At 62.0% G+C, this 19,096-nt stretch carries 19 protein-coding genes; 10 read left to right on the top strand and 9 right to left on the bottom strand.

What is annotated here, in order from left to right; genetic code table 11:
• The first annotated feature begins 44 nt into the window (after nucleotides 1–44).
• The 5 genes from bamJ (at nucleotide 45) to CDO35_RS00970 (ending at nucleotide 2,921) form a co-directional block, all read left to right on the top strand.
• On the top strand, nucleotides 45–764 hold the full coding sequence (gene bamJ / locus CDO35_RS00990; protein WP_099522172.1) for a BamJ family beta-barrel-assembly machinery protein: 720 nt from the start codon (nucleotides 45–47) through the stop codon (nucleotides 762–764).
• Between the two features lie 336 nt (nucleotides 765–1,100).
• Nucleotides 1,101–1,544 carry a YkvA family protein gene (locus tag CDO35_RS00985; protein ID WP_099522171.1) on the top strand — a complete coding sequence of 148 codons (444 nt, stop codon included), beginning with the start codon at nucleotides 1,101–1,103 and terminating at the stop codon, nucleotides 1,542–1,544.
• A gap of 213 nt (nucleotides 1,545–1,757) precedes the next feature.
• Nucleotides 1,758–2,081: a helix-turn-helix domain-containing protein gene (locus CDO35_RS00980; protein ID WP_099522170.1), complete on the top strand. Its 324-nt coding sequence runs from the start codon at nucleotides 1,758–1,760 to the stop codon at nucleotides 2,079–2,081.
• The gene (locus CDO35_RS00975) at nucleotides 2,078–2,443 is read left to right on the top strand and encodes a hypothetical protein (protein ID WP_099522169.1); all 366 of its coding nucleotides are present in this window, start codon (nucleotides 2,078–2,080) and stop codon (nucleotides 2,441–2,443) included. Before CDO35_RS00980 ends, CDO35_RS00975 begins: the two co-directional genes overlap by 4 nt.
• Complete coding sequence (locus CDO35_RS00970; protein ID WP_099522168.1) at nucleotides 2,436–2,921, top strand: SEL1-like repeat protein; 486 nt, start codon at nucleotides 2,436–2,438, stop codon at nucleotides 2,919–2,921. The genes CDO35_RS00975 and CDO35_RS00970 overlap by 8 nt, the downstream gene beginning before the upstream one ends.
• On the opposite strand, the gene CDO35_RS00965 is transcribed toward CDO35_RS00970, so the two are convergent.
• Both CDO35_RS00965 and CDO35_RS00960 read right to left on the bottom strand, forming a co-directional pair.
• A complete protein-coding gene (locus CDO35_RS00965) occupies nucleotides 2,910–4,664 on the bottom strand; it encodes a bifunctional diguanylate cyclase/phosphodiesterase (protein ID WP_099522167.1) in 1,755 nt (584 codons plus the stop codon). The genes CDO35_RS00970 and CDO35_RS00965 overlap by 12 nt on opposite strands.
• 98 nt (nucleotides 4,665–4,762) lie before the next feature.
• Nucleotides 4,763–6,844, bottom strand: coding sequence for a carboxy terminal-processing peptidase (locus CDO35_RS00960; RefSeq protein ID WP_166432374.1), 2,082 nt, complete (start codon nucleotides 6,842–6,844; stop codon nucleotides 4,763–4,765).
• 128 nt (nucleotides 6,845–6,972) lie between these two features.
• Here CDO35_RS00960 and CDO35_RS00955 point away from each other — a divergent pair, with 128 nt between their 5' ends.
• From CDO35_RS00955 to ahpF, 3 genes are all read left to right on the top strand, one after another.
• Nucleotides 6,973–7,935: a zinc-binding dehydrogenase gene (locus tag CDO35_RS00955; RefSeq protein ID WP_099522165.1), complete on the top strand. Its 963-nt coding sequence runs from the start codon at nucleotides 6,973–6,975 to the stop codon at nucleotides 7,933–7,935.
• A gap of 155 nt (nucleotides 7,936–8,090) precedes the next feature.
• Nucleotides 8,091–8,654: an alkyl hydroperoxide reductase subunit C gene (gene ahpC / locus CDO35_RS00950; RefSeq protein WP_099522164.1), complete on the top strand. Its 564-nt coding sequence runs from the start codon at nucleotides 8,091–8,093 to the stop codon at nucleotides 8,652–8,654.
• A gap of 153 nt (nucleotides 8,655–8,807) precedes the next feature.
• Nucleotides 8,808–10,364 carry an alkyl hydroperoxide reductase subunit F gene (ahpF, locus tag CDO35_RS00945; protein WP_099522163.1) on the top strand — a complete coding sequence of 519 codons (1,557 nt, stop codon included), beginning with the start codon at nucleotides 8,808–8,810 and terminating at the stop codon, nucleotides 10,362–10,364.
• 120 nt (nucleotides 10,365–10,484) lie between these two features.
• On the opposite strand, the gene CDO35_RS00940 is transcribed toward ahpF, so the two are convergent.
• Nucleotides 10,485–11,327, bottom strand: a complete 843-nt coding sequence (locus tag CDO35_RS00940) for a bifunctional allantoicase/(S)-ureidoglycine aminohydrolase (RefSeq protein ID WP_099522162.1) — start codon at nucleotides 11,325–11,327, stop codon at nucleotides 10,485–10,487.
• A gap of 143 nt (nucleotides 11,328–11,470) precedes the next feature.
• Between CDO35_RS00940 and CDO35_RS00935 the strand changes: the two genes are divergently transcribed.
• The gene (locus tag CDO35_RS00935) at nucleotides 11,471–12,325 is read left to right on the top strand and encodes a LysR substrate-binding domain-containing protein (protein WP_099522951.1); all 855 of its coding nucleotides are present in this window, start codon (nucleotides 11,471–11,473) and stop codon (nucleotides 12,323–12,325) included.
• Nucleotides 12,326–12,442: 117 nt separating this feature from the next.
• On the opposite strand, the gene CDO35_RS00930 is transcribed toward CDO35_RS00935, so the two are convergent.
• From CDO35_RS00930 to CDO35_RS00905, 6 genes are all read right to left on the bottom strand, one after another.
• Nucleotides 12,443–13,096, bottom strand: a complete 654-nt coding sequence (locus CDO35_RS00930; protein ID WP_099522161.1) for an HAD family hydrolase — start codon at nucleotides 13,094–13,096, stop codon at nucleotides 12,443–12,445.
• On the bottom strand, nucleotides 13,096–14,082 hold the full coding sequence (locus tag CDO35_RS00925) for an ABC transporter ATP-binding protein (protein ID WP_099522160.1): 987 nt from the start codon (nucleotides 14,080–14,082) through the stop codon (nucleotides 13,096–13,098). Before CDO35_RS00925 ends, CDO35_RS00930 begins: the two co-directional genes overlap by 1 nt.
• Nucleotides 14,079–14,867, bottom strand: a complete 789-nt coding sequence (locus tag CDO35_RS00920; protein WP_099522159.1) for an ABC transporter permease — start codon at nucleotides 14,865–14,867, stop codon at nucleotides 14,079–14,081. The genes CDO35_RS00925 and CDO35_RS00920 overlap by 4 nt, the downstream gene beginning before the upstream one ends.
• 139 nt (nucleotides 14,868–15,006) lie before the next feature.
• Nucleotides 15,007–15,852 (bottom strand): ABC transporter permease, encoded by an 846-nt coding sequence (locus CDO35_RS00915; protein ID WP_099522158.1) that lies wholly within the window; start codon nucleotides 15,850–15,852, stop codon nucleotides 15,007–15,009.
• Nucleotides 15,849–16,655, bottom strand: coding sequence for an alkaline phosphatase family protein (locus CDO35_RS00910; protein WP_099522157.1), 807 nt, complete (start codon nucleotides 16,653–16,655; stop codon nucleotides 15,849–15,851). Before CDO35_RS00910 ends, CDO35_RS00915 begins: the two co-directional genes overlap by 4 nt.
• A gap of 200 nt (nucleotides 16,656–16,855) precedes the next feature.
• Nucleotides 16,856–17,914, bottom strand: a complete 1,059-nt coding sequence (locus CDO35_RS00905) for an ABC transporter substrate-binding protein (protein ID WP_099522156.1) — start codon at nucleotides 17,912–17,914, stop codon at nucleotides 16,856–16,858.
• Between the two features lie 317 nt (nucleotides 17,915–18,231).
• On the opposite strand from CDO35_RS00905, the gene CDO35_RS00900 reads away from it, so the two are divergent.
• On the top strand, nucleotides 18,232–18,948 hold the full coding sequence (locus CDO35_RS00900; RefSeq protein ID WP_099522155.1) for a UTRA domain-containing protein: 717 nt from the start codon (nucleotides 18,232–18,234) through the stop codon (nucleotides 18,946–18,948).
• The last annotated feature ends 148 nt before the right edge of the window (nucleotides 18,949–19,096 follow it).

Genomic DNA, 19,096 nt, shown 5'->3' with positions numbered 1-19,096 from the left:
CGCTTTCACACGACGGCCTTCGGGCGCATCTACAAGGAACAAGCATGAAACAGCATCGTTTGGCGGCAGCGGTTGCCCTGGTGGGCCTGGTGCTTGCCGGTTGCGATTCGCAAACCAGCGAAGTCGAACTCAAGAGCCCAGCGCAGAAAGCCTCTTACGGCATCGGCCTGAACATGGGTCGCAGCCTGTCCGAAGAGGGCATGGATGATCTGGATTCCAAGGCCGTCGCTCAGGGTATCGAGGACGCGCTGGCGAAGAAGGAGCCGCGCATCAAGGACGAAGAGATGGTCGAAGCCTTCTCTTTCCTGCAGAACCGTGCTGAAGAGCGCATGACTGCGCTGAACAAGGAAGCCGCTGAAGCCGGCAAGAAATTCCTTGAAGAGAACGGCAAGCGCGAAGGTGTTGTCACCACCGCTTCTGGCCTGCAGTACGAAGTCATCAAGAAGACCGACGGTGCCCAGCCGAAGGAAAGCGACGTAGTGACCGTTCACTACGAAGGCAAACTGACCGACGGCAGCGTGTTCGACAGCTCCGTTGCTCGTGGTAGCCCCATCGACCTGCCGGTCGGCGGCGTGATCCCGGGTTGGGTCGAGGGTCTGCAACTGATGCATGTTGGCGAGAAGTACAAACTGTACATCCCCAGCGAGCTGGCCTACGGCGAGCAGAGCCCGTCTCCGGCCATCCCGGCCAACTCGGTACTGGTGTTCGATCTGGAACTGATCGGCATCAAGGATCAGGCCGCCGCCGAGCCGACCGAGCAGTAACACTCGGTACTGGTGTACAACGCCCCGTCTTGACGGGGCGTTGTCGTTTCTGGGGAGCTGTAAACCAGCATGTGGTGGTCGGGGTGTTACGCTTATGCACATCATGGGAAACATTCCTAACAAGTCTGAGCTACAACTGAGTCGTGCTCGTGTCAATCAGCAACTTATTGATTTTCATGGGTTTTATATGCTGTATAAAAAATATCCGATCTAACTCGAGGCCCCGTGGCACGGGGCTTTGATAAGCTTGTCGAAAGACTTTGCACAGATTTATCCACAGCTTCGGTGGATAAGCGAGGTGAGCCCTGATACTGCCTGGCTTGCCGAGGAGGCCGAATGAAAACTCCCTGGAAATTGACGCGTTACCTGCCGCTGGCTGCCCGCTTTCTGCGTGAAGGCCGGTTACCGGAGTTGCTCCGCGATCTGGCAGACAAGCGCACACCGCAAGGACAGCGCTTCGCCGCCCTCAAAGAGGACCTGCAACTGCTGCGTGCACTCAGCCTGGCCTGGTTCAAGGGTGAGTACCGGCAGATCAGCAGTCAGGCGCTGTTGATGGTGGTGGCTGCTCTGCTGTACTTCATCACCCCGTTCGATGCCATTCCCGACTGGCTGGTCGGGGTCGGTTTCGTCGATGACCTGGCCGTGCTGGCCTGGGTGATGCGCACCTGGCATGGCGAGCTCGAAGCGTTCAAGGCGTGGCGCGACAGACAAAGCCCGGAGCGCCTGGCGCTGATCGAGCAGTTACCGGCTGCGGAGCGGGTCGATCCGCTGCATTCCTGATGATTCGTTCGGCCATTGCGGGGCCTGCCGGCTGAGTCACTGAGTCTTTCGGGCCATGCGTCCGGCGGGCTGCCGACTCACTCGGTCAGGGCGAGCACTGCATCTTGCTACCTTGGCAGCATGGATCACGCCCCGGCGGCAGACGCCTGTTAAGATGGCCGCATGCAAGGAAGGGGTCGAGGCTGTCGGCCCTGCTTTCCAACGGAGAGACTCATGAGTGTGCAAATCATTGCCCGTGACGGCGAGCCGGAATACGCCGTGCTGCCCTGGGCCGATTATCAGGCCTTGTTGCAAGCCGCAGGTCGCCAGGAGGTTGCCACGGCCGTTGCGCCATCGCCAACGCCTTCAGCCAATCGCGCACCTCTGGCGCAATTGCAAACGTTACGCGAAGCCAAGGACCTGAGCGCGGAAGCGCTGGCTCGCAGCGTCGGCATCAGCCCTTACTATCTAGCCATGATCGAAAGTGGCGAACGTCAACCTGACGCTGCGATTCTGCGTTCGCTGGCCTGGGAACTGGGGCTGGAGGGCTGGTCTTGAGCGTGCGTATCAGTCGCCAACACTGGCAGGCATTGCTGACCGAGCTGGACGACGCCCGTCGTCAGCGCCACCTGCTCACCTACCGGGCACTGATCGAACGTCTCGATCTGCCGACGCCAGCCATGCAGACCCTGACCGCTGCACTGGAGCACTTGGCTGCACTGGATGCACGCGCCGAACGACCGCTGCGCAGCTCACTGGTGATCAGCCAGGGCGCCAGCCGCCTGCCGCGTACCGGATTCTTCGACTGCGTGACACGTCTGGGACGTTTCAGCGGCGCCTCCGATGGCGTGGCAGCCGCCTCCTGGCACGCTGCCGAGGTGGTCAGGGTGTTCGAGTTCGACTACCCCGCCGATGTCTAGGTGGCTCTGGCAACTGCGCGCGCAGCTGGGCTACTGGCTGGCACGGCGTCTGTTTCACTGGCCGGCGGCGTTGCGTCAGCCGCGTCTGTGGCAATGGATGCAGGGCCAATACGGGCGCATGGCCAATCTTGGTGACACCGCTGCGCAGAGTTTCTACGGTCATATCCTGCTATTCCGTGGCCAGGGCCTCGGTGCCCGCGAGGAAGGGCTGAGGTTGTTGAGACTGGCGGCCAATGGCGGTGACGGCAAGGCCGCTTATCAGTTAGGTGTGCAGGCGCTGCAGGGCGATACCCGGCAGGCGCCGGATGCCTCGCAAGCAGTGCGTTGGTGGGAGATGGCCTTGGCTGCCGGTCATCCTCTGGCGGCCAACCGCTTGAGCCTGCTTTACCGCGACGGTGCGCCGGGACTTGAGCCGGACCCGCAAGCCGCCGAGCGCTATGCCGCCATGGCCAACCAGGGGCTTCCCTCAGGCCGCTGAGCCTTCGAGGATATGTAGGCTGTAGCCAGGCACGGCCTTGGCCTGGCGCTTGGCTTCGGAGGCCAGCTCGGCCAGACGCGAGGCATCGAGCTGCGCGCAGTCTTCCGTTCTCACGTGTACCACGCCGATCGACAGTGACAGTAGCGCGTATTCCTGACGTTGCCCGTGGCGATTGTAGGCGATAAAGCAGCCGGCCTGCAGATGCTCGTCACGGTAGAAGCGTCGGCACTGATTCTGGAAGTCTTCGATCAGTTTGCCGAGCTTTTCGCGCCAGTCGGGGGAGCCAAGCACCAGCATGAAGTCGTCGCCGCCGATATGCCCGACGAAGTCGCGCGCAGGGTCGACTCGCTCGTTCAGGCATTGCGCCAGGCACAGCAACACCTCGTCGCCCTTGGCGTAGCCGTAGAGATCGTTGAAGGGTTTGAAGCTGTCGAGATCCACGTAGCACACCGCAGCTTCGCGCTGCTGTTGCAGCAGGCGACTCAGGCATTGCTGGATTGGCACGTTGCCTGGCAGCAGGGTCAGCGGGTTGGCGTGACGCGCCTGTTGCAGCTTTTGCTCGGTGATCAGTTTGAGCACGTCGATGACCCTGCCCAGGCCCAGATAGCGGCCGTTTTGGATGATGATGAAGTCTTCCTCGATACGCTGGCGTGCACGGCTGGTGAGCAGGCGGCTGACCTTCTGCAGCGATTGCGTCAGCTCGACGGCCAGGAAATCCTGGCTCATCAGGCGGCTGATGGGTTTGCGTGCGAACAGGTCGGTGGCGAAGGGCTTTAGCAGCGCCTCGGACAGCGAGTGGCGGTGGACGATACCCACCGGCTGACGCTGCGCATCCAGTACCGCCAGGGAGTTGAGGTTGGCCTGGGCACGGAAGACATCCAATACCTCGGCGATGGCTGTGTGCTGGTCGACTGCGGGTTGGTCGTTGAGCAGGGCACTGAGGTCATGGCTGTCTTCACCGAGGCTGGCTTGATTGCTTTGCACCAGGGGTAGCAGCTGGCGGGCATCGCGTGGCGGTTTTTCCTGCGGCCTGCTGAGCAGGTAGCCCTGCACCAGGTCGACCCCCATTTCCGCCAGTACGGCCAGTTCTTCGGGCAGCTCGATCCCTTCGGCAATCACCTGGGCCCGAGATGCTTCGGCCATTTTCAGGATCGAGCCGACGAACTCGCGTTTCACTGTATCCTGATGAATGCCATCGATGAAGTGGCGGTCGATCTTCACGTACTCCGGGCGCAGTTCCGACCACAGGCGCAGGCTGGAGTATCCAGCGCCCAGATCGTCCAGCGCGATGGAAAAGCCCATGGCGCGGTAGTGGTGCAGGGCGTTGTCGAGCAGGGCGAAGTCTTCGGTAGGCGACTGTTCGGTGAGTTCGATCACCACCTGGCTGGGCGGGATGCCGAAAGCCTGCAGCAATTTCAGGGTGCGCCCTGGTTGGTGGCTGGGGTCGAGCAGCGACTCCGGCGAGACGTTGAGAAACAGCTTGCCGTCCAGGCCCTGTGCGCTGAAACCTCTGCAGGCACTCTTGCGGCAAGCCATTTCCAGCTCGCTCAGGCGCCCTGCGTGACGGGCGACAGCGAACAGCGTCAATGGCGAGTGCAGTGGACTGTTGGAAGGGCCACGGGTCAGTGCCTCATAGCCGAGGATGCGCTGTTCGGACAGCGAGACGATAGGCTGGAACAGGCTACTGAGGTCGCCGTGAGCGAGGATGTTGCCCAGCGCGCTCAACTGCTCGGTGACGGTCATGATGTTCTCGATCTGTAGAAAAACGAAGGGCCGGCTTATGGCCGGCCCTTCATTTCACGACAGTTCGATGACGATATGATGACGCTCGATGAGTCGTCTCAGTGCAGCGCCAACGAGGGGTTCAGACCCAGGTAGTCGAGCAGGATGCGCCCACTTTCCGAGAGGTAGGCGTCGTCTTCCGGCGTGCTCTTCTCATCGGCGACTGGCAGTGCATCTTCGTCTTCCTTCGCCAGTTCCTTGAGTGGCTCTTCACCCTTGGCCTGGCGGCGGTTGTTCTCCAGTGCCAGTTGCTTGGCTTCGACTTCGGCCTGGCGCGCACGGCGTGCTTGCTCGTTGAGGCTGACGGTGGTTTCTGCCATCAGTTTCTTGGCCAGGGTAAGACGATCGCGGGTAAAGACAAAGTCCGGGTCCTTGATGGTGCGCTGATCGTGACGGGCTTTCAGCTCGGTCAGGAAGGGCTTGATCGGGTCCAGTTCGGGGGTGATCGCCGGACGGATGCTGTCCCAGGGCAGCGCAGCGGGCAGGGCACTTTCGCCGATGTCCTTGGTGTCCATGACGTCCGGATAGAGGATGTCGGGGATCACGCCCTGATGCTGGGTGCTCTGGCCGGACACGCGATAGAACTTGGCCAGGGTCAGTTTCAGTTCGCCATGGTTGAGCGGCTGGATGGTCTGTACCGTGCCCTTGCCGAAGGTCTGGCCACCGAGAATCAGTGCGCGGTGGTAGTCCTGCATGGCGCCGGCGAAGATTTCCGAGGCCGACGCGGACAGGCGGTTGACCAGCACGGCCAGCGGGCCGGTGTAGTAGATGCCCTTGTTCTCGTCAGCGAGCACGTCGACGCGGCCGTCGGCATTGCGCACCAGTACGGTGGGGCCTTGCTCGATGAACAGGCTGGTCAGCTCGGTGGCTTCCTGCAGCGAGCCACCGCCGTTGTTGCGCAGGTCGATGACCACGCCGTCGACCTTCTCGGCCTGCAACTCATCGAGCAGGCGTTTGACGTCACGGGTGGTGCTCTTGTAGTTCGGGTCGCCAGCGCGGAAGGCCTTGAAGTCGAGGTAGAAGGCTGGCAGTTCGATCACGCCAAGCTTGTAGTCACGACCATCATGCTTGAGTTCCAGGACCTTTTTCTTGGCTGCTTGCTCTTCCAGCTTGACCGCTTCACGGGTGATGGTGACCACCTTGCTGGTCTGGTCGCTGGGTGGATTGCTGGCCGGGATCACTTCCAGGCGTACGGTGGAACCTTTCGGGCCACGAATCAGCTTGACCACTTCGTCCAGGCGCCAACCGATCACGTCGACCATATCGTCGTTGCCCTGGGCAACGCCGACGATCTTGTCGGCTGGAGCGATCTGCTTGCTTTTCTCGGCCGGGCCGGCAGGCACCAGGCGTACTACCTTGACGTGCTCGTTGTCACTTTGCAGGACGGCGCCGATGCCTTCGAGCGACAGGCTCATGTTGATGTCGAAGTTTTCTGCGTTATCCGGCGACAGATAAGTGGTGTGCGGGTCGTAGGTGGTGGCGAAGGCATTGATGTAAGCCTGGAACACGTCCTCGCCACGGGTCTGCTTGAGGCGCGCCAACTGATTCTTGTAGCGCTTGGTCAGCAGTTCCTGGATGTCCTTGGTTTCCTTGCCAGCGATCTTCAGGCGCAGCACTTCGTCCTTGACGCGTTTGCGCCACAGCTCGTCGAGTTCAGCGCGATCTTTGGCCCAGGGTGCTTTCTCGCGATCGACCTGCAACTGTTCGTCGACAGTGAAGTCGATCTTGTCGACGCCCTTGCCGAGTTCCGCCAGCGCGTAGTTCAGGCGCTCTTCCATGCGGGTCAGGTGGCGGCGATAGATGGTGAAGCCCGGCTCGAGGTCGCCGCTCTTGAGCAGGTCATCGAACTTGGTACGCCACTGGTTGAATTCGCTGATATCAGCCGCGGTGAAATAGCTGCGAGACGGATCGAGCAACTTCAGGTAGTTGTCATAGATCTGAATCGAACGCTCGTCATTGAGCGGCGGCTTGTTGTAGTGGTGGCGCTTGAGCAGTTCCACTACGTTGAGGCTGGCAATCACCTGGTCGCGGTCCGGCTGCAGGTAGTCCCAACTGGTCGCTGTGGTGGTCTTGGCCGCCAGCGGCAGGGCACTGAAGCCGAGTACGAGGGCGAGGGCGGTGCTTGCTAGAGATCGCTTCATGCTGATTCGACGTAGTGGCAGGTGATAACGCATATTAGGCCGTATCTGAGGGCGCCAGGTTCCGTTGGCGCTAGACAAAAGCCCAGCGGTCAGCGCTGGGCTCGGTTCACTTGCACTATGGAGGCAGCATGAAGGCATTGCAAGGCGTCGAAGGGCGTGCACAGTGGCTGGAACAACCGGCGCAGACCTGTGACGCAGGACAGATTCGCGTGAAGGTGGCCGCCGCTGGGCTCAATCGGGCTGATCTGTTGCAACGCGCCGGGCTCTATCCGCCGCCTCCAGGCGCGAGCCAGGCGCTCGGGTTGGAATGTTCGGGTGTGGTTGTCGAGGTCGGCGCCGGCAGCGCCTGGCAGGTGGGTGATCGGGTCTGCTGTCTGCTCGCTGGCGGTGGTATGGCCGAGGAGGTGGTGCTCGATGCACGCCACGCCATGCCGTTGCCCGAGGGGCTGAGCCTGGTCGAGGCTGCTGTAGTGCCGGAGGTTTACGCCACGGCCTGGCTCAATCTGTTCCAGCTCGGCGCCCTGCGCCCGGGTGAAAAAGTCCTGCTGCATGCCGGCGCCAGTGGCGTCGGTTCGGCTGCCATCCAGCTGTGCAAGGCATTCGGCAGCCCATGCTGGGTCAGCGTTGGCTCGCCAGAACGACTGGCCTATTGCGAGGCGCTCGGTGCTCAGGGCGGTGCTCTGCGTGGTGACGACCTGCACGCGCTGCGCGATTTCGGGCCGTTCGATGTGATTCTCGATCCTGTTGGCGGGCAGTACGCGGCACTCAATCTGGAGCTGCTGGCCCGTGATGGCCGTTGGATCAATATCGGTTTGATGGGCGGGCGCGAGGCCACCCTGGATCTGGCCCAGGTCCTGGGCAAGCGCGTTCAGCTGATCGGCTCGACCCTGCGCAATCGAGACGACTCGTTCAAGGCCGACCTGCTGCACGATCTGCAGCAACAGGTCTGGCCGCTGTTCGCCGAAGGGCGATTGAAGCCGCAACTTGAGCGCAGTTTCCCCCTCAAAGACAGCGAAGTGGCGTTCGAGACACTCGCCGGTAATCAGGTTGCGGGTAAAATCGCGCTGCTTATCGATGCCGATCTTGCCTGAGCGAGAGCTCCAGCCCGCGTCTGGCGCGGGCTCGGCCAGTGATTGGCTCATTCAATCAATATCATGGCCGTAATCAATAAGCTTTTTTTCGTTAGGTCGCTAAGATACGTCCTGTCGATTTCAAACCCTCACAGAAACCTCAGAAGGAGTCAGAGATGTCCCTGATCAATACTCAAGTTCAGCCGTTCAAGGCCAACGCTTTCCACAACGGCGAATTCATCGAAGTCACCGAGCAGAGCCTGCAAGGCAAGTGGTCCGTGCTGATCTTCATGCCGGCTGCCTTCACCTTCAACTGCCCGACCGAAATCGAAGACGCGGCCAACAACTACGCCGAGTTCCAGAAGGCCGGTGCCGAGGTCTACATCGTGACCACCGACACCCACTTCTCGCACAAGGTATGGCACGAAACTTCGCCGGCCGTTGGCAAGGCACAGTTCCCGCTGATCGGCGATCCGACCCACCAGCTGACCAACGCTTTCGGCGTGCACATCGCTGAAGAAGGTCTGGCTCTGCGTGGCACCTTCGTGATCAACCCGGAAGGCGTGATCAAGACCGTTGAGATCCACTCCAACGAAATCGCTCGCGACGTCTCCGAAACCCTGCGCAAGCTGAAGGCCGCTCAGTACACCGCCGCTAACCCGGGTCAAGTTTGCCCGGCCAAGTGGAAAGAAGGCGAAGCCACTCTGGCTCCTTCGCTGGACCTGGTTGGCAAGATCTAAATCTGCCGACTTCCTTTCCGGCCTGTCTCAGGTCGGAAAGGACCAACTCTGCGCTGTTTGGGCCGTTAACCGGCCCTTGTGGTGCCCGATGCCCGGGCGCGATCCGTCCGGGCATTTTATTGCCCGAATTTTCGTATTTGAGGAATTTCCGCCATGTTGGACGCCAATCTTAAAGCCCAGTTGAAGGCCTACCTGGAAAAGGTCACCCTGCCGTTCGAGATCGTCGCGTCCCTCGATGACAGCGCGAAATCTCAGGAACTGCTGGGCATGCTCCAGGACATCGTCGGTCTGACCGACAAGATCACCCTCAAGACCGACGGTAGTGATGCCCGCCGTCCGTCTTTCGCCCTGAATCGTCCGGGTGAAGACACTGGCGTTGCCTTCGCCGGTATCCCCATGGGTCACGAGTTCACCTCGCTGGTGCTGGCGCTGCTGCAGGTGGGCGGCCATCCGTCCAAGCTGGACGCCGATACCATCGCGCAGATCAAGAGCATCGAAGGCAAGTTCGAGTTCGAGACCTATTTCTCGCTCTCCTGCCAGAACTGCCCGGATGTGGTTCAGGCGCTGAACCTGATGGCCGTGCTCAACCCCAATATCCGCAACGTCTCCATCGACGGTGCGCTGTTCCAGGACGAAGTCGAGCGTCGCCAGATCATGGCCGTGCCGAGCATCTACCTGAACGGTGAGGTCTTCGCTTCCGGCCGTATGGATGCGAAGGAAATCCTCGCCAAGATCGATACCGGTGCAGCCAACCGCGACGCCGAGAAGATGAGTGCCAAGGACGCCTTCGACGTGCTCGTGGTCGGTGGTGGCCCGGCCGGCGCTGCAGCGGCCATCTACGCCGCGCGTAAAGGTATTCGTACTGCGATTGCTGCCGAGCGCTTCGGCGGTCAGGTACTCGACACCATGGCCATCGAGAACTTCATCTCCGTCAAGGAAACCGAAGGCCCGAAACTGGTGCGCGCCCTGGAAGAGCACGTCAAGGAATACGAAGTCGATGTGATGAACCTGCAGCGCGCTTCGGCGCTGGTGCCGGCCAGTAGTGAAGGCGGCCTGCACGAAGTGAAGTTCGAGAACGGCGCTTCGCTCAAGGCCAAGACCGTGATTCTCTCCACCGGCGCACGCTGGCGCGAGATGGGCGTCCCCGGCGAGCAGGAATACAAGGCCAAGGGCGTGTGCTTCTGCCCGCACTGCGATGGCCCGCTGTTCAAGGGCAAGCGTGTCGCGGTGATCGGCGGCGGTAACTCCGGGGTCGAAGCGGCTATCGACCTGGCTGGTATCGTCGCCCATGTGACTCTGCTGGAATTCGCCGACACCCTGCGTGCCGACGCCGTACTGCAGAAAAAACTCAACAGCCTGCCGAACGTGACCGTGATCAAGAGCGCGCAGACCACCGAGGTCAAGGGCGACGGCCAGAAGGTCAACGGCCTGGTGTACAAGGATCGCACCACCGAGGAGCTGCACACCGTCGAGCTGGAAGGCATCTTCGTGCAGATCGGCCTGCTGCCCAACAGCGACTGGCTCAAGGGGAGCGTGGAGCTCAACCGCTTCGGCGAGATCATCGTCGATGCCAAGGGCGCGACCAACATCCCTGGCGTGTTCGCTGCCGGTGACGTGACCACTGTGCCGTACAAGCAGATCGTCATCGCCATGGGCGAAGGTTCGAAGGCATCGCTGAGCGCCTTCGATCACCTGATCCGCCATAGCTGATCGCAACGCTGGAACGACAAAGGCCACCCTCGGGTGGCCTTTGTCGTTGGTGTATCTGTGGGAGGCGCTTTAGCGGCGACAGCTTCGCGGCTAAAGCCCCTCCCACAAGCTCTCCGATCATCAGCGCTTCAGGCCGCCCAGGGTCAGCGGCATCTGGCGGTTCACATCCTTGTACAGCAGGTAGCGGAAGCGGCTCGGGCCGCCGGCGTAGCAGGCCTGCGGGCAGAAGGCGCGCAGCCACATGAAGTCACCAGCCTCGACCTCGACCCAGTCCTGGTTCAGGCGATATACCGCCTTGCCTTCCAGCACGTACAGGCCGTGTTCCATGACGTGGGTTTCGGCGAACGGAATCACGCCGCCCGGCTCGAAGTTGACGATGTTGACATGCATGTCATGGCGCATGTCGCTGATCTCGACGAAGCGCGTGGTGCTCCAGCGGCCTTCGGTGCCGGGCATGACGATCGGCTCGATGTCCTGCTCGTGAGTGACGAAGGCTTCCGGATACGGCACGCCTTCGACCGGTTGGTAAGCCTTGCGCAGCCAGTGGAAGCGCACGGCTTCGCTGCCGTTGTTGCGCAGCGACCAATCGCTTTCTGGCGGGATGAAGGCGTAGCTGCCCGGACGCAGGGCGTGCTGGGTGCCGTTGAGGCTCAGGTCGCAGGTGCCTTCGACGACGAAGATCACGCCTTCGGCGGTCGGGTCCAGCTCAGGCTTGTCGCTGCCGCCGTTCGGGCCGACTTCGACGATGTATTGCGAGAAGGTCTCGGCGAAGCCGGTCAGCGGGCGAGCGATGACCCACATGCGCATGTTGTCCCAGAACGGCAGGTGGCTGGTGACGATGTCACGCATCACGCCTTTGGGGATCACGGCATAGGCTTCGGTGAACATGGCGCGGTCGGTCAGCAGTTGATCCTGACCTGGGTGACCGCCATGCGGTGCGTAGTAGTAGGGCGATTTGCTCATCGAGAGGTTGCCTCGGCGGGTGAAGGGCTCGGGGTTCGCTCCCCGAGCGGAAAATTGGCTCCCATGCACTATAGGAATTCGCGTCTGGATTCGGAAATTAAATAGTAGAATGCCTGTCAGTGGATTTCATGATGGGTGGCACTATGCTCGATCCGGTGTTGTTACGCAGTTTTCTGACCGTTGTGCAGACCGGTGGCTTTACCCGTGCGGCTGCCAGCCTGCACCTGACCCAGTCCACGGTCAGCCAGCAGGTGCGGCGCCTGGAGGAGCAGCTCGGTGCTGAGCTGCTCGACCGCAGTGGCCGCTACGTAGTGACCACCACCGAGGGTGAACGCTTGCTGGGTTATGCCAACCGCATCGTCGCACTGATGGACGAAGCCATGTTGGCGCTGGGGCAGAGCGCGGTGGAAGGCGAGGTGCGCCTCGGCGTGCCGGACGATTTCGCCGCCAATAGCCTGACCCCTTATCTGGCCGATTTCGCCGACGCGCATCCGGGCATTCGCCTGGAGATCACCAGTGGCCTCAGTCATGACGTCTGGCGCGCGTTCAATGCCGGCGAGCTGGACCTGGCGCTGATCAAGCAGCGCGCCGGCAGTGCCAAGGGCCTGGCCAGCTGGGCCGAGCCGGTTGCCTGGCTCGACAGCCGCGCGCGACCGGTGCTGGCGCGCAACCCGGTGCCACTGGCGGTGTTTCCACCCAACGGCCTGTATCGCCTGGAGATGACCCACGCGCTGGATGCCATGGGCAAGCCCTGGCGTATCGCCTATGTCAGCAGCAGTTTGCCCGGCGTCAGCGCCGCGGCCGAAGGTGGCCTGGGCCTGACCCTGCTGCCGCGCCGGTTGATCACCGCTGCGCACCGCGAACTGGGTGAGGCCGAAGGCTTCGCCCCGGTGGCGCCGGTGGAAGTGGCCTTGCATGCGCGCAACCAGTTGCCCGGCTATGCACGGGAACTGGCGGCGGCGTTGATTGAGGCCTGCGAAGGGATCATGAGCCAATAGGGCGTCACGGGGCCGGGTAGGGTGCGCCATGCGCACCTTGAAACCAGTGTTTCGCGTACACGTCGACGGACGCCGGTGCGCACGGCCTGGGCGGCTCCGCCATACCTTACGACAGGCTCAGCGCCAACTGAGAATCGGCCAGCCAGCCTGTTCGGCATGGGCGCGCAGGGTCGGGTCGGGGTTGACGGTGAAGGGCTTGTCGACCAACTGCAGCAACGGCAGGTCATTGCGCGAGTCGGAGTAGAAGCTGGCGCCGGCCAGGCTTTCGCTCTGCTCGGCGAGCCAGGCATGCAGACGCGTCACCTTGCCTTCGCGATAGGTCAGTACGCCTTCGGTGCGACCACTATAGAAACCATGCTGCAGCTCCAAATCGATGGCCAGCACCTCGTCGATGCCGAAGCGTTCGGCGATGGCGCTGACCAGGAAGTGCGCCGAGGCGGAAATCACCAGCAAGCGGTCGCCGGCGGCGCGATGCGTGGCCAGGGTTCGGCTGGCGTCGCTGTAGAAGATCGGCTCGATCACGTCCTCGACGAAGGGCTCGACCACATGGGCGACCTCCTCGGGCGTGCGGCCAACCAGCGGCGACAGGGTGAAGGCCATGTAGTCCTCCATGGCCAGGGTGCCGGCGGCGTACTGACGCATCAGTTCCTGCTCGTGGGCCAGGAAGGAGTCGCCATCGGCCCAGCCGATCTTGACCATTTCCTGTGTCCACAGGCTGGCACAGTCGCCGTGGATCAGGGTTTCGTCGAGATCGAAAATCGCCAGGGCCATCACGCCACCTCCCGGATCGCATCGGCGCCAATGGCCAGGCTGACATTTTGGCCGTCGCGGTGCAGGTCGGCGGCGGAGCGGTTGAGCACGTCCACCAGCAGTTGCACACCGCGGGCCTCGACCCGGTAGCGCACGACGTTACCCAGCAGGCTGTGGCTGACAATGGTGCCTTCGATTCCCACCCCACCGATCTGGATCGCCTCCGGACGAATTGCCACACGACTGTTGACCGGGCGCAGCAGCAGACGGCTGGCGGCGTCGGCCTCGAGCAGGTTGTAGTTGCCGATGAAGCCGGCAGCGAAGGCATCCACCGGTGCGGTGTAGAGAGTTTCGGCGTCGCCGCTCTGGACGATCTGCCCGGCATTCATCAGGAAGATGCGGTCGCTCATGGTCAACGCCTCTTCCTGATCGTGAGTGACGAAGATGGTGGTCAGGTTCAGTTCCTGCTGGATGGCGCGGATCTGCTCGCGCAGGTGTTTGCGGATACGTGCATCGAGGGCCGACAACGGCTCGTCGAGCAGTAGCAGGCGTGGACGGGTGACCAGTGAGCGGGCCAGGGCCACGCGCTGACACTGGCCGCCGGAAAGCTGGTGCGGATAACGCGCGGCGAAGTCGCCCAGCTCGACCATCTCCAGTGCCTCGCGTACGCGCTGCTCGCTTTCGTCCTTGGCCACTTTCTGCATGCGCAGGCCGAAGGCGACGTTCTGCGCCACGCTCATGTTGGGGAACAGTGCATAGCTCTGGAACACCATGCCGATGCCGCGTTTTTGCGGCGGTAGCGGCACCAGGTCTTCGCCGCCGAGATTGATCTGCCCGCCATCGACGTCGGTCAGCCCGGCGATGCAACGTAGCAGAGTGGACTTGCCGCAGCCGGAGGGGCCGAGCAGGGTGACGAACTCGCCCTGGCCGATCTCGCAGTTGATGTCACTGAAGATACGGGTGTCGCCGTAGCTTTTATGCAGGTTATGGATGCTCAGCAAGCTCATGCCTTGTCCCTGTTCAAACGGTTGGCCGCCCAGGTGAATACCAGGACGAAGAAGAAGTAGGAGATCACCAGCGCACTGTTGAAGTGGCCGCTGCTGTTGCGCATGTTGTTCAGGTACACCTGCAGGGTTTCATAGCGAGTGCCCACCAGCATGTTGGCGAAGACGAATTCGCCGAACAGGAAGCTGAAGGAGAGGAACAGCGACACCATCAGGCCCTTGCGCAGGTTCGGCAGCACCACCAGGAAGGCTGCCTTCCAGGTGCTGGCGCCGAGCAGGTGGGCGGCGTCCATCAGGTCGCGCAGGTTGATCGCCTGCAGGTTGTTGGCGATGGCGCGGTACATGAACGGCAGGGCGATGGTGAAGTAGCAGCCGAGCAGTATCCACGGCGTGCCAGTCATCGCCAGCGGCCCGGAACCATAGAGCTGCAGCAGGCCCACCGAGGACACCACTGGCGGTACGGCGAACGGCAACAGGATCAGCACGTTCATCAGCGTGTCGAGTTTGGGGAAGTGGTAATGCACCACGAACATCAGCGGCAGGATCAGCGCCACCGACAACGCCAGAGCGCCGAAGCACACCAGCAGCGATTGGCCGAAGGCGCGCAGGAAGCGCTCATCACTCCACAACGCGGCGTACCACTTCAGCGTCAAGCCGTCCGGCAGGATGGTCGCCGACCAACTGGTGGATAGCGAGTAGAGCAGGGTACCGGCCAGCGGCAGCAGCAGGATGAGGAACAGCAGCCAGACCACGATGCGGTGGTAAAGGCTGGCGGTGGGGGCTTTCACAGGCGGTTTAAAAACTACCTGCGTTGCCGCTGCTTCGTTAAAACCAGGCTCAAAATGCTCATTTACAGTTTGTAAACTCCGCTTTTTCGCCTGTTTTTGCCTCGCATCGGCGGCCTCGCCTACGTTTTTAAACGGCCTGTTAGCGCGTGACATGCTGGCTCCTTTTCAGCAGCAACTGGTGGACGGCGGTGATCAGCACCATCAGCCCGACCAGAATCATCGACAGGGCGCTGGCCAGGTTCGGGTCCAGCGAGATGTCGCCGGAGACCATCGCCGCGATGCGGATCGGCAGCACGTTGAAGTTGCCGGTAGTCAGGTAATACACCGTGGCGTAGGCGCCCAGGGCATTGGCCAGGAGGATGACGAAGGTGCCGAGCAGCGCCGGCGTCAGCACCGGCAGGCCGATGTGGCGCCAGAAATCCCAGGTGCCGGCGCCAAGCAGTGCGGCCGATTCGCGCCAGTCCTGACGCAGGGCGTCGAACGCCGGGTAGAGCAGCAGCACGCCGAGCGGAATCTGGAAGTAGGTGTAGAGCACGATCAGGCCGTTCTTCGAGTAGAGGTTGAAGCTCTCGATCAAGCCAAGTTGGATCAGCAATAGGGTCAGTGCGCCGTTGAAACCCAGCAGAATGATGAAGGCGAAGGCCAGCGGCACCCCAGCGAAGTTGCTGGTCATATTGGAAAAGGCGATGACGAAGTCGCGCAGCTTCGAGTCCACCTGACGCAACGAGTAGCTGCCGAGGATGGCGATGGCCATACCGAACAGGCTCGACCAGAAGGCGATTTCCAGGCTGTGCTTGATCGCCTGCATGTAGAACTTGGAGGCGAAAATCTTCTCGAAATTGCCCAGGCCCCAGCCATTGGGGCTGTTCAGGCTATTGACCGCCACCCACACCAGCGGTGCCACCTGGAACACGAGGAAGAACAGGGCGAAGGGCAGCAGACACAACAGCGGCAGCCAGCGTCGCAGGGAGGATGGCGCGCTCATTTAAGTAACTCCGCGCAGTAGGGTTTGTCGTGCGGGACGCCGAGCAACTGGCAAATGCTGCCGCACAGTTCGAGCTGACGTGGACGCGCATTGGCATCGAGGCTGAAGGCATCACCGATGACGAACAGTGGCACCTGGCGCTCTTCCGGCAGCAGGCCATTGTGCGAGCGGTCGACGTTCATGCCGTGGTCGGCGGTGACCAGTACCTGATAGCCGGCATCGACCCAGTTCTGCAGGTAGTCGGCCAGCAGCACGTCGGCCATCCGCGCGGCGTTGCGGTACTGGGAGCTGTCCAGGCCGTGCTTGTGGCCGGCGTCGTCGATGTTCATCGGGTGCACCAGCAGCAAGTCTGGCGTGTGCTGCAAACGCAGGCTCTCGGCGTCGACGAACAGGTGCGAGTCCGGGTAGTGGTCGGCGTAATAGAAGTGGCCATGCTGGATCGGCAGCGATTCATCGCAGGTATGCCGGTCGCGCACGGCGACGAAGGGCGAGCGGTTGTACAGTTCGCTGACCCAGTGATAGGCCGCGGCGGCGGTGCTCAGACCGGCATCGCGGGCGTAATGGAAGAGGCTGCGTTCGCGCGACAGACGCGAAACATCGTTGTGCACGATGCCGCTGTCGATGGGGCGTACGCCGGTGAGGATGGCCTCGTAGAGCGGGCGCGACAGCGCCGGCAGCTCGCAGTCGAGGCGGTAGAAGGCCGCGCGGCCAGCGTCGCACCAGGCGTGCAGATGGCCCATGGCGTGTTGTGCGACCGAGTGGCTGAGGCCGTCGAGCACAACGAGAATGACCTTGGAAGGCATGGGAAATCCTAAAAAGCGTAGGGTGGATCGCGCTTCATCGATCCACCGCATGGGTAAACGCCAAAATGGCAGGGTGGACGGATGAAGCGTCAGCTACGCGCCCCGGTCCACCCTACGCGCTCCAAAGGTATCCGGAGCAGCTTGTGGTAGGCGCTTCAGCCGCGAGTGTCGCCGCTGAAGCCCCTCCCACCGAGCCCGGGTTATTCCATATTGATGATCACGTTCTCTTGCCACATCTGTGGCAGTGCCTTGGAAGTGGTTTCCCAGGCAGCCGCGTCGGCGATTGGCTTGACCTTGGCGTACTGCTCGTTAGGCAGCAACTTGGCCTGCACCTCGGCCGGCAGGGTCAGGTGCTCGGCGCGGATCGGTCGGGCATTGCCTTTGGCCAGGTTGATCTGGCCTGCGTCGGAGAGGATGTACTCACGCGCCAGCTTGGCCGCGTTGGGGTTCTTGGCGTACTTGTTGATGATGGTGGTGTAGCCAGAGATCACCGAACCATCGGACGGGATCAGCACCTCGAAGCGGTTGGGGTCGATCTGGTCGCGGTACGACAGGCCGTTGAAGTCCCAGACGATGCCGACTTCCACTTCACCCTTTTCCAGGGTCTGGATGGTCGGGTTGGACAGCGACAGGCGGCCCTGCTCGGCGATGGCAGCGAAGAAGTCCAGGCCCGGTTGGATGTTTTTCTCGTCACCGCCGTTGGCGATGGCTGCAGCCAGCACGCCATTGACGGCCTGGGCTGCAGCGCTGACGTCACCGATGGCGACACGGTACTTGCCGTTCTTCAGGTCGGCCCAGGATTTCGGTACATCCTTGACCAGTTGCTTGTTGACGATGAAGGCGATGGAGCCGGTGTACGCCAGCATCCAGTGACCATCGGCGTCCTTGGCCCAGCTCGGGATCTGCTCCCAGGTGCTCGGCTTGTACGGCTGGGTCACGCCCTGCTGCACGGCGATGGGACCAAAGGCGGCGCCGACGTCACCGATATCGGCGGTGGCGTTATCCTTCTCGGCGGCGAACTTGGCGATCTCCTGCGCCGAGCTCATGTCGGTGTCAGAGTGCTTGAGGCCGTACTTGCTATTCAGGTCGCTCCAGGTGTCCTTCCAGTTGGCCCAGCTATCGGGCATCCCCACGCTATTCACCACGCCTTCGGCGCGTGCAGCCTGTTCCAGTGCCTGCAAGTCGGTGCCTTCGGCCATGGCGGAAGTCGCCAGAGCGATGGCCGAACCCATCAGTGAAGCCAGCAGCAGTTGTTTCATTGGAAACTCCTTCGCAGTGAGAGTGTTGGTCTAGATCAGCAATACCCGAGCCAATCTAAGCGCCTTCAATGACAGTTTTATGTCCAGCCATGGTGTGGCAGATGTCTAGGTGTAAGCGGCTGGCGCGCTTCACAAGCGTAGACCATGGATAAGTAGCTGATTTCGCGGGCTGCGAAGGGGGCTGGCAGTGGCATGCGGCGTGCTTGCAGCAAGGTTGTCATCTATCAGTCATCTAGATTGCCTAGGCTTGTAACCCATCTGAGCGAGCGGTTTTTGCCCTGTGATGGGGCTGGACTAGTCCAAAAGGGGAAGTTTTGATGCGCGAAGAAGCGCCACGGGCCGTCACCATCATCTGCCGCGCGTTACAGGAGCAGATCGACCAAGGCCTGCTGCCCTCTGGCAGCAAGTTGCCGGCCGAGCGCAAACTCAGTGAGTTGTTCGATACCACGCGCATTACCCTGCGCGAGGCGCTCGGCCAGTTGGAGGCGCAGGGGCTGGTCTATCGCGAGGAGCGCCGTGGCTGGTTCGTTTCACCTACGCGGGTGGCCTACAACCCCCTGGTGCGTACCCACTTTCATGCCATGGTCGCCGAGCAGGGGCGAGTGCCAGCTACCGACGTTCTGAGTGCGCGCTTGATGCCGGCCCCCGCGCAGATCTGCCAGGTGCTGGAGTTGCCGGCATTGTCGAGCGTCTATCAGGTGTGCCGCGCGCGGCGTATCGATGGGCGTCTGGTGCTGTATGTCGAGCACTATCTGAATCCGGCCTACTTCCCCGGCATTCTCGAGTTCGACCTGACGCGTTCGCTGACCGACCTCTATGCCAGCGAGTACGGCATTCACTATGGTCGTGTGCGTTTCGACATGGTGCCCACCGCGCTACATGCCGAGGCCGCTGCCAGCCTCAAGGTGGCGCCGGGCAGTCCGGCGCTGCGCATCACCCGGGTCAACCGCGACCAGCACGGGCGCATCATCGACTGCGACCTGGAGTTCTGGCGCCACGACGCCATTCACGTCAGCGTCGAAGTCCCCGAGTAGGGTGGGGCTGGCTTCGACTGACCCCTGTATAGGGTGCAGTTCGGAGTCTGATGAGCGCGGCGGCCCCGACCGTTCGTCGGCCTCTACGATATTTTTCCGGCCAATGTCGAAACGCGCTCGCTGCGTTCGACTATCCAGTACCCACCGT

The sequence above is a fragment of the Pseudomonas sediminis genome (genome assembly GCF_002741105.1).
GTDB classification, from domain to species: Bacteria; Pseudomonadota; Gammaproteobacteria; order Pseudomonadales; family Pseudomonadaceae; genus Aquipseudomonas; species Aquipseudomonas sediminis.
This window is presented reverse-complemented; position numbering and strand designations above follow the sequence as displayed.

Excerpts from the sequence above, each read along its gene's own strand:
- bamJ (WP_099522172.1), top strand. The coding sequence starts at position 45 with ATGAAACAGCATCGTTTGGCGGCAGCGGTTGCCCTGGTGGGCCTGGTG.
- CDO35_RS00985 (WP_099522171.1), top strand. The coding sequence starts at position 1,101 with ATGAAAACTCCCTGGAAATTGACGCGTTACCTGCCGCTGGCTGCCCGC.
- CDO35_RS00980 (WP_099522170.1), top strand. The coding sequence starts at position 1,758 with ATGAGTGTGCAAATCATTGCCCGTGACGGCGAGCCGGAATACGCCGTG.
- CDO35_RS00970 (WP_099522168.1), top strand. The coding sequence starts at position 2,436 with ATGTCTAGGTGGCTCTGGCAACTGCGCGCGCAGCTGGGCTACTGGCTG.
- CDO35_RS00965 (WP_099522167.1), bottom strand. The coding sequence starts at position 4,664 with ATGACCGTCACCGAGCAGTTGAGCGCGCTGGGCAACATCCTCGCTCAC.
- CDO35_RS00960 (WP_166432374.1), bottom strand. The coding sequence starts at position 6,844 with ATGAAGCGATCTCTAGCAAGCACCGCCCTCGCCCTCGTACTCGGCTTC.
- CDO35_RS00955 (WP_099522165.1), top strand. The coding sequence starts at position 6,973 with ATGAAGGCATTGCAAGGCGTCGAAGGGCGTGCACAGTGGCTGGAACAA.
- ahpC (WP_099522164.1), top strand. The coding sequence starts at position 8,091 with ATGTCCCTGATCAATACTCAAGTTCAGCCGTTCAAGGCCAACGCTTTC.
- ahpF (WP_099522163.1), top strand. The coding sequence starts at position 8,808 with ATGTTGGACGCCAATCTTAAAGCCCAGTTGAAGGCCTACCTGGAAAAG.
- CDO35_RS00940 (WP_099522162.1), bottom strand. The coding sequence starts at position 11,327 with ATGAGCAAATCGCCCTACTACTACGCACCGCATGGCGGTCACCCAGGT.
- CDO35_RS00935 (WP_099522951.1), top strand. The coding sequence starts at position 11,471 with ATGCTCGATCCGGTGTTGTTACGCAGTTTTCTGACCGTTGTGCAGACC.
- CDO35_RS00930 (WP_099522161.1), bottom strand. The coding sequence starts at position 13,096 with ATGGCCCTGGCGATTTTCGATCTCGACGAAACCCTGATCCACGGCGAC.
- CDO35_RS00925 (WP_099522160.1), bottom strand. The coding sequence starts at position 14,082 with ATGAGCTTGCTGAGCATCCATAACCTGCATAAAAGCTACGGCGACACC.
- CDO35_RS00915 (WP_099522158.1), bottom strand. The coding sequence starts at position 15,852 with ATGAGCGCGCCATCCTCCCTGCGACGCTGGCTGCCGCTGTTGTGTCTG.
- CDO35_RS00910 (WP_099522157.1), bottom strand. The coding sequence starts at position 16,655 with ATGCCTTCCAAGGTCATTCTCGTTGTGCTCGACGGCCTCAGCCACTCG.
- CDO35_RS00905 (WP_099522156.1), bottom strand. The coding sequence starts at position 17,914 with ATGAAACAACTGCTGCTGGCTTCACTGATGGGTTCGGCCATCGCTCTG.
- CDO35_RS00900 (WP_099522155.1), top strand. The coding sequence starts at position 18,232 with ATGCGCGAAGAAGCGCCACGGGCCGTCACCATCATCTGCCGCGCGTTA.